Source organism: Bradyrhizobium sp. DOA1, from assembly GCF_001593325.1.
Classification (GTDB): Bacteria; Pseudomonadota; Alphaproteobacteria; order Rhizobiales; family Xanthobacteraceae; genus Bradyrhizobium.
In genome coordinates this window covers 6,232,659-6,245,915 of the sequence record NZ_JXJM01000001.1, presented here as the reverse complement: position 1 = coordinate 6,245,915, position 13,257 = coordinate 6,232,659, and the positions used below count along the sequence as shown (strand labels likewise).

Annotated in this window: 14 protein-coding genes and 1 tRNA gene; 6 read left to right on the top strand and 9 right to left on the bottom strand. The window is 60.6% G+C overall.

What is annotated here, in order from left to right; all coding sequences use genetic code 11:
• The first annotated feature begins 89 nt into the window (after positions 1-89).
• Both SE91_RS28875 and SE91_RS28870 read left to right on the top strand, forming a co-directional pair.
• A tRNA-Arg gene (locus tag SE91_RS28875) sits at positions 90-166 on the top strand.
• Positions 167-267: 101 nt separating this feature from the next.
• A complete protein-coding gene (locus tag SE91_RS28870) occupies positions 268-2,133 on the top strand; it encodes a site-specific integrase (protein WP_061850076.1) in 1,866 nt (621 codons plus the stop codon).
• Between the two features lie 204 nt (positions 2,134-2,337).
• Here SE91_RS28870 and SE91_RS28865 read toward each other — a convergent pair whose 3' ends face one another.
• Both SE91_RS28865 and SE91_RS28860 read right to left on the bottom strand, forming a co-directional pair.
• Entirely contained in the window at positions 2,338-3,762 is a 1,425-nt protein-coding gene (locus tag SE91_RS28865) for a primase-helicase family protein (protein ID WP_061850075.1), read from the bottom strand.
• Positions 3,763-4,124: 362 nt separating this feature from the next.
• Positions 4,125-4,748 carry a tyrosine-type recombinase/integrase gene (locus SE91_RS28860; protein WP_061851388.1) on the bottom strand — a complete coding sequence of 208 codons (624 nt, stop codon included), beginning with the start codon at positions 4,746-4,748 and terminating at the stop codon, positions 4,125-4,127.
• A gap of 297 nt (positions 4,749-5,045) precedes the next feature.
• Here SE91_RS28860 and SE91_RS28855 point away from each other — a divergent pair, with 297 nt between their 5' ends.
• The 3 genes from SE91_RS28855 (at position 5,046) to SE91_RS28845 (ending at position 7,876) form a co-directional block, all read left to right on the top strand.
• Positions 5,046-6,098 carry a ComEC/Rec2 family competence protein gene (locus SE91_RS28855; protein WP_061850074.1) on the top strand — a complete coding sequence of 351 codons (1,053 nt, stop codon included), beginning with the start codon at positions 5,046-5,048 and terminating at the stop codon, positions 6,096-6,098.
• On the top strand, positions 6,098-6,877 hold the full coding sequence (locus SE91_RS28850) for a hypothetical protein (protein WP_061850073.1): 780 nt from the start codon (positions 6,098-6,100) through the stop codon (positions 6,875-6,877). The genes SE91_RS28855 and SE91_RS28850 overlap by 1 nt, the downstream gene beginning before the upstream one ends.
• 615 nt (positions 6,878-7,492) lie before the next feature.
• Entirely contained in the window at positions 7,493-7,876 is a 384-nt protein-coding gene (locus tag SE91_RS28845) for a response regulator (RefSeq protein ID WP_061850072.1), read from the top strand.
• A 15-nt stretch (positions 7,877-7,891) separates the two neighbouring features.
• Here the strand turns inward: SE91_RS28845 and SE91_RS28840 are convergent, their stop codons facing one another.
• Together SE91_RS28840 and SE91_RS28835 are read right to left on the bottom strand one after the other, a co-directional pair.
• Complete coding sequence (locus tag SE91_RS28840; RefSeq protein ID WP_063921363.1) at positions 7,892-8,326, bottom strand: response regulator; 435 nt, start codon at positions 8,324-8,326, stop codon at positions 7,892-7,894.
• Positions 8,327-8,357: 31 nt separating this feature from the next.
• Complete coding sequence (locus SE91_RS28835; RefSeq protein ID WP_061850070.1) at positions 8,358-8,738, bottom strand: response regulator; 381 nt, start codon at positions 8,736-8,738, stop codon at positions 8,358-8,360.
• A gap of 366 nt (positions 8,739-9,104) precedes the next feature.
• Between SE91_RS28835 and SE91_RS28825 the strand changes: the two genes are divergently transcribed.
• Positions 9,105-10,007, top strand: a complete 903-nt coding sequence (locus tag SE91_RS28825; RefSeq protein ID WP_061850068.1) for a hypothetical protein — start codon at positions 9,105-9,107, stop codon at positions 10,005-10,007.
• A gap of 244 nt (positions 10,008-10,251) precedes the next feature.
• Here SE91_RS28825 and SE91_RS28820 read toward each other — a convergent pair whose 3' ends face one another.
• The 5 genes from SE91_RS28820 to SE91_RS28800 all read right to left on the bottom strand — a co-directional run bounded on the left by SE91_RS28820 (position 10,252) and on the right by SE91_RS28800 (position 13,144).
• Entirely contained in the window at positions 10,252-11,040 is a 789-nt protein-coding gene (locus SE91_RS28820; protein WP_061850067.1) for a phytanoyl-CoA dioxygenase family protein, read from the bottom strand.
• 236 nt (positions 11,041-11,276) lie between these two features.
• Positions 11,277-11,651, bottom strand: a complete 375-nt coding sequence (locus tag SE91_RS28815; protein WP_197489529.1) for a BA14K family protein — start codon at positions 11,649-11,651, stop codon at positions 11,277-11,279.
• 172 nt (positions 11,652-11,823) lie between these two features.
• Entirely contained in the window at positions 11,824-12,087 is a 264-nt protein-coding gene (locus SE91_RS28810) for a hypothetical protein (RefSeq protein ID WP_061850066.1), read from the bottom strand.
• Positions 12,088-12,236: 149 nt separating this feature from the next.
• Positions 12,237-12,650: a nucleoside diphosphate kinase regulator gene (gene rnk / locus SE91_RS28805; RefSeq protein ID WP_245318562.1), complete on the bottom strand. Its 414-nt coding sequence runs from the start codon at positions 12,648-12,650 to the stop codon at positions 12,237-12,239.
• Positions 12,651-12,658: 8 nt separating this feature from the next.
• The gene (locus SE91_RS28800) at positions 12,659-13,144 is read right to left on the bottom strand and encodes a GreA/GreB family elongation factor (RefSeq protein ID WP_061850065.1); all 486 of its coding nucleotides are present in this window, start codon (positions 13,142-13,144) and stop codon (positions 12,659-12,661) included.
• Between the last annotated feature and the right edge of the window lie 113 nt (positions 13,145-13,257).

Here is a 13,257-nt window from a genome sequence, read left to right as displayed (position 1 = left end):
AGAGCGGTTAGTCAGAGCGCTCTTTCGCACCCCCTCCGGCCCCGCCGGGGGCTGCGTGCGGGCTCAAGCCCGCGCTGTTTGCGAAAAACGCGCCCGTAGCTCAGCTGGATAGAGCATCAGACTACGAATCTGAGGGTCGGACGTTCGAATCGTTCCGGGCGCGCCACCATCTCGCGAAGCACTTGTTTTCCGAGAAGATTTAGCCAAATCAATAGCTTCGTCCTGCCGCACTGGTATCAAGCGGTGGGATCAATGGTGCGTATTGGAATGGGTCTGATCAAGAATGAGCACGGCGTCTATCAGGTGCGCCGCGCGGTGCCGAAGCGTCTTCAAGAGGCGGTGGCGAGAGTTGAGGGCTCCACCAAAGCGCGGAGACCATGGCTCAAGCGTTCATTGCGGACCAAGGACGAGAAGCGCGCCAAGGTGCTTGCGAAGCCGGTCATGATGGAGTTCGACCGTGTCCTCGCGCAAGCCGAGGCTCTGCTTGTCGATCAGCCCCTGCGCACTTCTCTGACCGAAGCCGAAATCAAAACCATCAGCGACTATTTCTATGCGCATGAGCTGGGCGCGGACGAAGAGCTTCGCGAGGAGGGCATCGGGTCCGACGAGGTGTTTGCAGATGTTCACCGCCAACTCACCGAAGCCGGTGTCGAGTTCGTAACTCCGTTTGAGGTGCCGCAGACAGCTTCCGGTCTCTCCGACCGCATGATGCACAAAATCGAGGAAGACACCTCGACCGTGCTTCCCGCTCTCAAGGAAGCCTTGGCACGCGGCAAGGTCGATTTCATCCGCTATGAGGTGAACGAACTGCTTCAGGTCTTCCGCATCAATCTCGACCCCGATAGTCCTGACTTTCGCAAGCTGGCACTCGCCGTCATGAGGGCGGAGGTCCGCGCCTTGGAGGCGGTTCAAGCGCGACACCGTGGTGAGCCTATTGAGAGCCCGAAGTTAGTCGAACCCAGCGGCGTCCTCAACGTCTCCTCGTCAGGCTCAGGGCTTCGTGCTGCTTACGAAGGTTGGCTCAAGGTCACACCTCGCAGGAAGAGCACCAGCATGGAGTTCGAACGCGGCATCGAGCGCTTCATTGAGCTGCATGGTGACCTTGACGTAACCAAGATCAACCGAGGTCATGTCCGTCAGTTTCGTGACGCTGCGCAGCTCGTGCCAGCGAAGCGGTCGGGGAAGCTCTTGAAGGCTCCTCTGCCCGAGCTTGCCGCTTACTCGCGCAAGCATCCCGAACTTCCTCGGATCAAGGCGGCAACCATCAACAAATGGCTGAACTGCTTGGGCGCGGTGCTCAACTGGGCGCGAAACAACGGCATCATCCCCGACGACATGCCGTGGTCTGATCCGGTCAAAGGAATGAGGCTGCGGGAGACCCGATCCACACGACAGCCTTGGGAGCCACAGGAGCTGAAGACCCTCTTCGCCTCACCAGTTTACGTCTCAGGAGAGCGGCCCACAGGCGGAAAGGGTGAAGCGGCGTTCTGGCTGCCATTGCTCGGTGTTTTCAGCGGTGCTCGCCTGAACGAACTCGCGCCCATGTGCGTGGAGGATGTAAAGACCGATGATGCTACAGGTGTCCGTTTCCTCGCCGTGATCGAGGCGGAGGAAGAAGGTAGAAGCGTGAAGACCGATCGGTCCGTGCGCGCCATCCCTGTCCATTCCGAACTGGTCGGCATCGGCTTCTTGGAGTTCGTGGAGCACGTCAGGGCTCAGGGAGGTCAATCAGCCCGGCTGTTTCCACAGCTCACACCCGGCTCCAAGGGGCTCTTCGGTGAAGCCTTCTCAAAATGGTTTGGTCGCTACAAGCGGCAGCTCGGCATCACGAACCCGGACAGCGTGTTTCACTCATTCCGGCATGGCTTCAAGGACGCCTTACGGTCGGCAGGTGTGAACGAGGACATCAACGATGCGCTCACAGGGCACACCGGCAACAACACGGTAGCTCGGGACTACGGATGGAAGGAAATGGCTCGCCGGTTTGGCTTCCAGAGGCTTTCCGAAGCCGTCGAGAAGGTCCGCTACCCGGGCCTTGACCTTTCGCAGGTTCGGTGGGCGGGTGAGGTCACCCGAAGAGAAAATAGGCCGCCCCGCAGACGAGCGAGACGACCCACGAGTACCACACGATAAAGACCAGCGTGTCCCAGCGTAGCTTCATGGCCCAACCTGCGGTGCCGAGGCTGCTCGGGAACTGATCCAGATCAATGATGGCCGGGATGCACCCCTGAGAGACCGGGTATCTTCATGACCCCGGTCCATCGGATACCTCAAGAAATATAGGTATTCCGCGTGGGTGCCGGGTAGGCCGGGTGGCCGGGCGAACTTCTACTGGCATCAGAGCGACCAAGGGTCCTTTTGGGCTCCTTGGGGCCTTGGCGGCAGGGTATAGCGCCGCGCCTTTTTGCCGTCGCCAACTGACTTGCGGGTGTGAGTAACCCCAGCGGCTGCAAGTGCGGAGCCAACTTCCTTGGTGTTCTTCGCCTGCGCTCCGTAGCCGTCCTTTCCCAACAGCCGCTGGAGCGCGTCATAAGTGAACTCGTCCCCGAGATTGTCGTGCAGATGGCCGCTCTTCACCGCCTCGATGATGTAGGTGCGCAATGGGTGCTCGCTCTCAGCAATGACCTGCTGTTTGGCCTCGGTCATCGGCGGGCGACGGAACGGATTGAACCCCGAGAGGTCTCGGTTCTTCAGAAACGTAAAGATGTCGTTCATCGCCTCGTCAGTGCCGATGTAGCGATAGAGGCGGTCGTAGTAGTCGTCCTCGCGGGGCTGGGCCTTGCTGTTGAATACGAAGTAGCGGCGGTCACCCTCCTCGATGTTCAGGGGCGCGCTGTGATTTGAGAACATGATGAAACGGGCGTAGTTGTCGATTTCGATCTGTGGCCCGTACTTGATGTTCGCGCTCACTGTAGGCTCGGTAATCAGAGGCTTCAGCTTGTTGGCCAAGTCCCAGTTGCCCGCCTCGTAGACCTCGTCCACTTGGACCACGAGTTTACCCACGAGCCATCCGTCGAACGAGCCTTTGAGGTCCTTGGTCTGGGCCACCCGGCTGTTCTGCTCACCAACCAGACGCCGCACCACCGTGCCTAAGGTGGACTTGCCGATGCCCTTGGCCTCGCTGGTCAACAATAGGGCGTGCCCAATGCGCTCATGCGGCTTCTGCACGAGGTGAGCCAGAAAATTGAGGACGTGATTGATCGCAGCCTCATCGTTATCGAACAGATAGGACAAGTGCTCCAGAAAGACCTTGGGGTCCTCGGCGTCCTCTTGTGCGACCCATGGGGCAGGTCTCCACAGGTTCAACACGCGGCAGCCGTCGTCGTCGTGGGCGATTTCGGGCTCGCCGGGCATGAACTCCACCCGCTCAGCAATCACGAACGTGCCGTCGTATGCCTCCTCGTGATACTCAGGCTCGAAGTACTGCGATAACACCTTCTCCAAGGTGGGAAACCAGACCTTCACGCGGCCTCCGCTGTCCCGGTAACGGAAGCCGTGTTCGGCCTTGTTGATCCGGTGGAACACATGGTCGGTGAGCGGAGCCAGCTTCAGCGGATTGCGCCGCAGAACAATTCCGCCGTGCTGAGCCGTGTAGGCGTATTTCCGACAGACGGCCTCCATGGCCCGCTCGCAACGCTCGTAAAACTCGTCTGACCCTTGCAGGGGCAAGTCGCGCTTGAGAGCGCTCAGGCTCTGTTGCTCGTTCTGGTCGGCTTCGGGGCTCGCGGGTTTCAGGGGCTGGGCTTGTAGCTCTGATTTCACGTCCAAGGAACTCTCCGTGCTGCCGTATGTCGGCGCATCGCTTTGTTGATGGCAGATTGGCCTCTTCAGCCCAGGTGGGGCCAAGGTGAACCTGCGTGCTGCGCTTGGGGATGGCTGTGACCCAGATAGTCAGCTCACCGTGTGAACGCAAACCTCAATCGTCGGGAACTCTACGTTCTCTCTGATGCGCTCGCGCTGGAGCATAGACATAAACTGAAGCAGCGCCCGATGACGGGTTTCACCGGAAGCGTGAGGCGCAGCGGTCTCGGGTCCATCGCTCGGAGGCCGGGATTTCCTCCCCGGAGGCCCGTTTCCGGCCCGCTTTGTTACATTGTTATCTTGCTATGAACTTATTCGGGCGCTCAGTCCCGCCAGAAACTGCGGAACCGCGACGGCGACAGCTCGGTGTAGCGCACGGTGTGCTGAATGTTCTTGTGCCCAAGGTAGGCCTGAAGGGCGCGGGTGTCGTGCCCCTTGGAGGCCAACGCAAACCCGCAGGCGTGCCGCAGCATGTGCGGGTGGGCTTTGAACCCGAGGTCCGCCTGCGCCCCTGCACGCTCAACCATGCGCGCAAAGCCCGCCGTGGTGAAGGGCGTCCCACGCTCCGAGGTGAACACAAAGGGCGACTTGGGGTCTTGCTCACGCTGGAGCCGCCGTAGCCGCCTCAGTTCGTCCCCAAGGATCGGGTGTGTGCTCGGGCTGCCCTGCTTGACCCTGCGGACGTGCAGGGTGGCCGTTGCGAAGTCGATCTGATCCCACCGAAGGTCCGCCAGTTCAGCCGCCCGCAGACCATGGCGGTAGGCCACGAGGATCATGGCGCCATCGCGGTGACCCCATCGGTTGCCCTTGGTGGCCTCAAGCAGCCGCTCGACCTCGGCCTCGGTCAGATACTCGCGGGTCCGCAACTCGGCATTGGGAAGGCGCTTCGGCGTGACTGTTCGATTTACGGTGGACGGCTTGACGAGCTTGAGATGCGATTTCGCCATGATTTCCTGCACGCGCGATTAGTGACTGTTCGAAGAATGGCCGAACTACGAACAGTATGCAAGGAGGCTGTCGTGCTTCGAACGGGTCCCATATCGGGCGGTGGGCCCCTTTCTCCGCGACTTCCGACGGCGATTTCAAAAAACTCGGAGTAAAGGCTGCTGCCGCCGCCAGACTGGGCTCGCTCGCGTCAAACCTCGATGGGGCAGCACCGGAGTAACCGGGGGTTGCACGGAACTCATTGGAACCCCAGATGTGGCATGCAGAATGCGGAGGCTCACTAAATACGGACGGTCAGAATGGCCATTGCAGTTGAGTTTTTGCCGGTTGGTGACAGCGACGGTGATGCCATCATCGTCCAATATGGAACCGAAGAGAGCTATTGGATGACGGTCGTGGACGGCGGTTATGCCTCTGTCGGCGAGCAAGTCATTGAGCACATCGAGAAGACCTACGGCAAAGGGATCACGATCCACGATATGGTGGTGTCGCACGCCGATAATGACCATGCCGCCGGTCTGATCCCGGTGTTCAAGCACTTCAAGGTCGGCGCATTGTGGATGAACCGCCCTTGGCTCTACGCAAGCGAGGTCATAGACCAGTTCCACGGAAACTGGACGATGCAGGGCTGGATAGATCATGTCCGCTCAAACCACGAATATCTCGTCGAGCTTGAGGACCTTGCGCGGTCGCGCCGCATGGAGCCGAACGCCGTGTTTCAGGGCGCTCAAATCGGCTGCTCCCACGTTCTCGCGCCATCCAAAGCTCGCTACGTCTCTCTGATCCCTGATCTCGACAAGACGCCCCCGCCGTACCGCAGCGATGCTGCGCCAAAGTCGTTCTTGCAAACAGCGCGCAACGTGCTCGATGCCGTTAAGGAGACCTTGCAGATCGAGACGCTGGACAAAAATCCGCCTGCGACGTCTGCTTCCAACGAAACGAGCGTCGTGCAGTTGGCGATGTACGACAACAAGAAAATCCTGCTTACTGCCGACGTCGGCCCTGAAGGTCTCGCTGAAGCAGCAAACTACGCTTATCAACGAGGCTTCCTGAGCGCCCCCGACCTGGTCCAGATCCCGCACCAAGGCAGCCGACGCAACGTGAGGCCCGATGTTCTCGACGCATGGCTGGGAGTGGCGAATGGCGGCACGTCCACACGCGGTCACGCGATGGTCTCAGTGGGCGCGAAAAAAACGGAGCATCCGCGGAAGAAAGTGAAAAATGCCTTCATCCGTCGTGGATACCCGGTTTATGTCGGGCGGACCGGATGGATTAGGCAAAACTACGGGTTCACCACCCGCGGAACGGACCTGAATGCCGAGCGCTTTTCGTACGACGTGGAAGAGGACTGATGTTCAAGTACCTCGACCCGTACACGCTTCGCGCCCGGCTGTCGCCCGCGATCATCGCCGCGGCGCCAGCATTCGCGGCCGTAGCGCTTTTGATCTCTTGGACACAGTTCTCTCTCTCTAACACCATCGCCACGGTCGGGCTGGTGGCGCTCTTGTTCGCTCTTGCCGACATCGCGCGGCGGCAGGGTAAGAAAATTCAACCTCAGCTCTTCGCCCAGCTCGGTGGCCCGCCGTCAATCACAATGCTGCGGCACATGGATAAGACATTGGACGGCATTTCGAAGGCCCGGTACGTCGCCTTCCTTGGCAGCAAGATCAACGAGGCTCCGCCAACCGAGGCGCAGGAAACGAGCGATCCGGCCGCCGCTGACGCCTTCTACGCCCGCTGCGGCGACTGGCTTCGCGAGAACACGCGCAACACCAAGAAGTTCAATATCCTCTTCAATGAAAACGTCACTTACGGTTTTCGACGCAACCTGCTGGGAACGAAATGGTCAGCGCTTGCGCTCAATCTTCTGGTCGTCCTGATTAGTGCAGGGGTCCTGTATCATGGCTCAGTGCCGTTTCAGGACATCAGCCATGTCGAAGGTCGCGTCATCGTCGTATTGGTTGTCGCCGTTCTGCACGCCATTTACATCGGGGTTGGCGTGAACCGGTCGGTAGTCGCTGAGGCAGCCAAGTCTTACGGTAGGCAGCTCATTCTTTCCTGCGAGACCTTGATGAGCAAAGCAGCGCCCTCGGCTCCGTCGAAGCCAAAGAAGCCTCCAAAGACCAAGTGAGACGTCACTCGATGGGTGACGCTATCTGAAGCTAATCCAGCCGACCTTGCTGGCCACGTGCATGAAGATGCCTCCATCTGAGTGAAGCGCGGTTCTGTGGCTTCTCTTGCTGCTTTGACGGCGCGGCATAGTCTTTGCGGGTCCCATGTTGCCCGGGTCCCATTTGAGCGACGAGAGAGGCAAGAGGCTTTTGAGAAGCCGGTAAAGCCTCTGTGGTGCTGCTGGCCGATGGTGGAGGAAAGAATGATCCCAATCTCTCAGTCACAATGCTGGCCGTTGGAGCAATGGGTCCCTCCCTCGCAGCCGCATTTGGCGCTTTCGCCCAAAGAGAGTTTCAAAAATCGGGTTTAAAGGCCGTTGTTATGGTTAAGGCAGAGCGTGCTTTGTCGGGTTATGTCCCGAACTAACCTGCAATCCCTGTCAAGCGCCTGAGGGGTCACGCTTTTTCGATGCTTGAGGGCCTTCGCGCCCCGGGTCCTAAAAGGCTCAGGTGCGGCGTAGAGCTGTCTTTGGTGTGTATCCTTTTGTACATTGCAATGGAACAAGCCGCTGCTCTGCTCGTAGTCTTGCGGACCGGGTGCGCTATCGTGCGGACCGGCGGCGGGGGACTATGGGATGCCCGAGGGACCTGCCGTTCTTGTCGTAGAAGACGAGTACCTATTGATCGCGCCTCTCGAAGACGCGCTCAAAGATGCCGGTTTTGAAACCGCTTTCGTGTCTTCCGGCGAAGAAGCGGCGGTGCTGCTCAGAGCCCAGAAGAACTACAGGGCGCTGCTAACAGACATCAACCTCGGTGGCGGCATCAACGGGTGGGAGGTCGCCAAGATTGCACGTCACGAAGACCCCACGTTCCCCGTGATCTACATGACTGGCGCCAACGCAGACGAATGGGCTGTGGAAGGTGTCCCCAACAGCATCTTGCTCTCGAAGCCGTTCGCGCCTGCGCAGGCCGTTACAGCGATTTCCCAGCTCCTCAACAAGGATATCCCCGGGACCTAACCACCATTGCGTCAATCAGGTGCGCTTCAGGGAAATTCGTCGTCCCTCTCGGGTAGGAGGGGGTCTGCGCGTCGCCAACAACCGCGTCACTCTGCTGTGCAGGATTTGCGAGTTGTAAGGGGCAGGCAGCGGACCGTCCTCACACAGAGACGCCGCCGCATCGACCGCCCGTTTTACCGTGTCTGTTAGACGAAGCTCAAGATTAGCGCGATGATCTTTGATCCACTTGGCGATGCCGAAGCCGTCACCTGCCAGTTCAACATTGCTAAGGACCAAATCAATGTGGATGTCCTGATCCTGCAAGAACTCAATCGCTTCGTGCGCTGAGACGGCTTCCAGAACCTTATAGCCGCAACCTCGTAGGTAATCAGCTATCGACATACGAAGGAGAACGTCATCCTCGGCAAGGAGGATCGTCCGCGTATATTTGGCGAGTTTCTGTGTCTCCATGTAAGCCAACCGAACGCCGGATGGATCGTTCCTACGCGCTTAGGATCGCCTTGAGGTGGCGCATCACATGAGGCATGTCCCACGGTTTGGCAAAAAAGCCATCACAACCGGTGCCTGGGGGTATCTGCTGCGCGGAAGTAAGGATCACCTTTAACTCTGGAAAACCACGCTTCACCGCATGGGCGAGACCAATCCCGTCCAACGTCCCCGGCATTCGGACATCTGTGAACACGAGCGAGACCGATGTTCCGCTGCTGAGGACATCAAGAGCCTCGTCGGCAGTTCCGCATTCGATAACCTTCAGACCCAAGGCGCGAAGCTCGTCTGCCATCATCATCCTGATCATGGGCTCGTCATCAACGACAAGGACGGGGTGTTTCGTATCCGGTGAGCTGACAGTACGAAGCATCATGCCTGTGTTCACTTCCCCACCTCGCCAGTCGAGACACGTCGGTTAAGCGCCTGTGCAATCTATCGTTCCTGCAGTGACTTAGAGAGCAGGAGAAAGTACGACCTTCGCCCCGGTTTCGGATTTCGGCATTCGCGCATGTTAAAAGTCGGCTCAAATATCGGCGCGGTCTGCTCAATGATGAGCGCTTTGCCGAGCTTGAGCGGCAGCTCCGTTCGCAACCCTTGCGCAACAACGCGCTTGCGCTGGTACACTGAAGTGGTATCAATGCCTCTGGCGGGACGCCGAAAATCTGAGTGAAAACAATATGTTCGCGTGACGAAGGGCGCCTCGTTCCGGGCGCGCCATTTCGGTAGTAAGTACGTCCCCATGCGTACCATCGATCGTCTGCTCTTCGTCCTCGCTCTTTTCTTCGCAATCGCAGCCGCGCCGGCGCTTCCCGCGCGTGCGGCCGAAACCTGCCCGTTCATCAGCGCCCAGGAGCTCGCCCGCGCGATGCCGGCGCTGAAATGGTCGCTGATCTCAAATCAGGACGGCCGCGGCTGCATCTATCAGGCCGGGCGCGGCGATACGATGATGCTGACCGTGTTCCGCAATCCCGACAAGGACCGCGCCAGGGAATTGTACGCGACCTTCGTCAAGACGCTCGCCGAGCGCATGCCGCTGAGCGCGGTGGCGGGGATCGGCGAGGAGGGCCAACGCGGAACGAGCGCCGCCGGCGCGGAGCGCCAGGAAGCCTCGGTCGTCGCTCTGTCCGGCGATTACATTCTGCAGATCACCGTCTATCCGACCGGCCGGCGTGCCGATGATGCCCTGCTCGGACCGCTCACCGAAGCCGCACGCGTTGCCGTCGCCAACGTGAGCAGGAGCAGCGAGCGGTTCGGCAATTGCGAGTGGCTCGCGGCTGCGGATGCCGACGGTTTTCTCGACACGAGCACGCTCACGGTCCAACGCACCGGCGCGGGCAGCTGCATGATGTTCGATCGCGAGGCCAACACGATGATCACCGCGGTGATCGCGACCTCGCGCGACACCGCCGTCCAGATGATGAAGCTCGCAGGCCCGTGCAAGCATGTGACGATCCCCGAGCTCGGCAGCGAAGCGTTCGGCGAGCATTCCTGCACCAAGGGCAACGGCAACGCCGTCACCATCTATGTCTGGAAGAACGGCAAGCAGGCTTCGATCGTGTTCGCCCCGGTGAAGCCGCATCCGGAGTCCGGCTCGGTCGAGCGCCTGAAGGCGGTCGCCGGGCGCGTCTATGGGAAACTGTAACGGCGGGTTTGGCTACTCTGTGCCTTCGTCCTGTCGGGCGGACGTGGCGCCGAAGGTCCGTGCCGCGCCACGTGAAGCGTGCGAAGGCCTGCCATGCCATATGGCATAATACGCCATATGCATCTGATCGCCCCAACCCGAACGTTTGCTTCGTATCCAAAGCAAACGTTCTGGTGGCTGTCGCGTTCGGCGGCGGCAAGTCCATCGATTTCCGGACCGCCCAGCCGCCCCGGATGTCGTCCGACTACATCAACCCGCAAGCCCGCCGGATCGCGATCTGAACCGGCGAAGGCGGCAGTGCCGGATCGAACTCGCCCTTCGGCAGCAGCGGCGGCTGTGCCATGAAGCGCGGCCGTTTCCCCCGGTGGGGTTGCGCGGCATGAACCAGGAATGGGTGGCATAGATAGACGCTGCCTGCCGCGCCGGTCGCAAGTTCAACTTCGCAATCCTTCGTCGACGCCCAAGCCTCGGCAGCGAGCTGCCGCAGCGTCGCGCCCGCTTCGCCATAGGGCAGCAGCTCGCGCGCGATGGTCGCATGCGAGCCTTTCCGGACCCGCGTGGGGGCATCGTCGGTGCCGACATCCGAGAACAGGAAGAGCATCAGCAGCGCACGCCCGCTGCTCGTCACATTGGCGCGCCATTCCATGAAGTCGGCATTGGCGGTGCCAAAGCTCATGTCGACATGCCAGCCATCGTCGCCTGGCGATTGCGATGATGGAAAGCGGATCGGAAAGGTTCCGAGGCCCGTGGGTGCAAGCCAGCGCCCTTCGCCGACGAGTTGATCATAGGCCTTGTGCAAAAGCTGTGTGTTCGCCGCTTCAATGAAGGGAGGCGAAGCTTTGGCGCCTACCCGGATAACGGGCTGGGTCCAGTTTTCGGGCTGGTCCGGCGACAGGCCGATATCTGCCCACAGCTCGTTCCTGCATTGATTGGCAACGTCGGCGCTGAAGGCGTTCTCGAGTTTGACGAAACCGTCGTCGATGAAGCTCTGGACCTGACGAGGCGTCAGGCCAGCTTGTTTGGTCTTGGGCATTGCACATTTCTCCGTTCGGCCAGCGCATCGCGCGCCGCCGTTTGATCTGATTGGCGCAGGCGCGCCGAACGACGTTCTGCCGTTCAGATCAGCGGAAAGAATGTGGAGATGAACATCATGCGTGAACGTATAGCGCCGCGGAGCGCGGAATCAAGACAGGCTTGCCGCCTGGCGCGCAGGCCGCATAGCGGCAGCCTCTCGCGGAACGAGAAGGCTGCCGCAGCTTCACAGCTACGTCACGGGCAGGGGTGACGGAGACCGTCGCGGCCGAGATAAGTGCCGGAGCCGGGATCGTAGGAGCGGAAACGCTGCGCGCAGTAGGAGGCGGCGTTGCTTTGAGCCTGGCTGTTGGCGATGGCGCCGCCGATGATCGCGCCTGCCGCGAGGCCGCCGAGGACGGCTGCGCCGGTGCCGTAGCCGTGGTGGTGCCTGTGGCCGTAATAGCCATGCCGATGCCCATGTCCGTGCCAGTGTCGGTACTGCACCTGCTGCACGCCTGAGTCCGGACCGGGATTGCCGATCGGCAGCGGTGCCGCGAGGACCGGCGAGGCGGCGGTCGAGAGCATCGCTCCAGCGGCCGCGAGGACGACGAAAGTTCTACGCATTGTCATGTCTGGCTCCATGTTGGTGAGGATGCCGGAGCAACGTCGGGTTGCCCGCTCCGTTCCTCCAACGGCAGGCGAGCGTCACACCGCCGCAGAAAATGAACCGTTCGTAACATGGTGGCCGAGCAGGGCGCTTCACGCGGGACGGGAAGGCGTCGCGCGCAAGCGCGACCCGCGGCTAAGTATCTTCGCCATCCCGCCGCCGGAAGGGGTCGGCGACATCGTCGTGACCGCTGCGGTTGCTGAAGAACATCAGGGCCATCAGCCCGCAGCCGATGAGCAGGGAGAAGAAAGCTCCAAGGCCAAGCGCGATCCAGCCATGCTTGCCCATCTCAACCCCGCTGCTGGCTCCCCAGACCGAGAATCCCCAAACGCCCGTGAGGATCAGCATGGCTCCGAGAGCGACCAACAGGGCAATCTGACCGGCACTGATGTTCTTCATGGCGGTTCCCGTTGTTGTGCCTGACGAGACTCAATTGTGGAGAGCGCGGAGGCGTTCCTGTTACGAGGCTTAGCTTCGTGGCTCGTTCGAGCTGCAGGCGGAACGCGCCTGACGGGCGCGCTCCTGTCTGCAATGATTGCCGTACAACATCACTCGGAGACGGCGAGGACGGTCAGCCCTCTTGTCCGCTTGTCGGGCGTCTCGAATTCGATGCGCTGTCCCTCCGAAAGGCCGATCAGGGCCGCTCCGACGGGCGTCAGGATCGAGATCCGGTTGAGCTCGATGTTTGCTTCGTGCGGATAGACGAGCACGATCTCCCGGCTCGCGCCGGACCGGTCATCGCGATAGGTCACTTTGGAACCCATCCTGACCACGCCGCGCAAATCGTCCTCTTGCGCGACGGTTGCGCGTTCCACTTCCCGGGCCAGAAACTGGGCGACGCGAGGAAACAGGTCCATGGTCGAATTCGCCAGTGAGCTGAGGCGCCGGCATTCACCTTCTGCGATCTTGATCGGCGGCAACGCCGGCGGTCCTTGCTGAATCTCTGCTTCGAGCTTGCGCATGATGTCTCCTACGCGGCAGTTGGTCCGGGATCGTCGTCGAACGGCTTGCTTTGACGATGCCGGCGGGAGAATGGGACGACGTTCGAGCGAGATTGGGTGATGCTTTGAACCCTGACGACGTTCAGACAGCCCGCCACGAAATATGGCATCTGGTCGCCGACCCGCAGTCCGATCAATGCCGCCCCCAAAGGTGTCAGGACCGAAATGCTGTCCGCATTCCAGCACGCCTCGGGCCAGACCAATTGCACGGTGCGACGCGGGACGCCCCAATTTGTGCAATACGTGACCCATGATCCCATGGTTACCACTGAGCTTAGATCGTCGTCGCACGCATCCGGCACGATCTCGGCGCGGTTGATTTCACCTGTGAGGAAGATCGCGTCCAGATCGCCTTTCTGTGCGGCAAGACGGGCAATCTGTTCGAGCCGCGGATAGTCCGCTGCGCTAAGCATGATTTTTGGAAGAGGCACCACGGCGCACTCCTTCTGCTTCAATACGACATCTCGGTGGAGGTCACGAAAGCTGGAAAAGAGCCCGGACGGCGCGCAGCCGTCCGGCTAACCGCCTGCTTGGAGGCGGCCGGCGTGCAGAGCGAAACGCGCGGTGC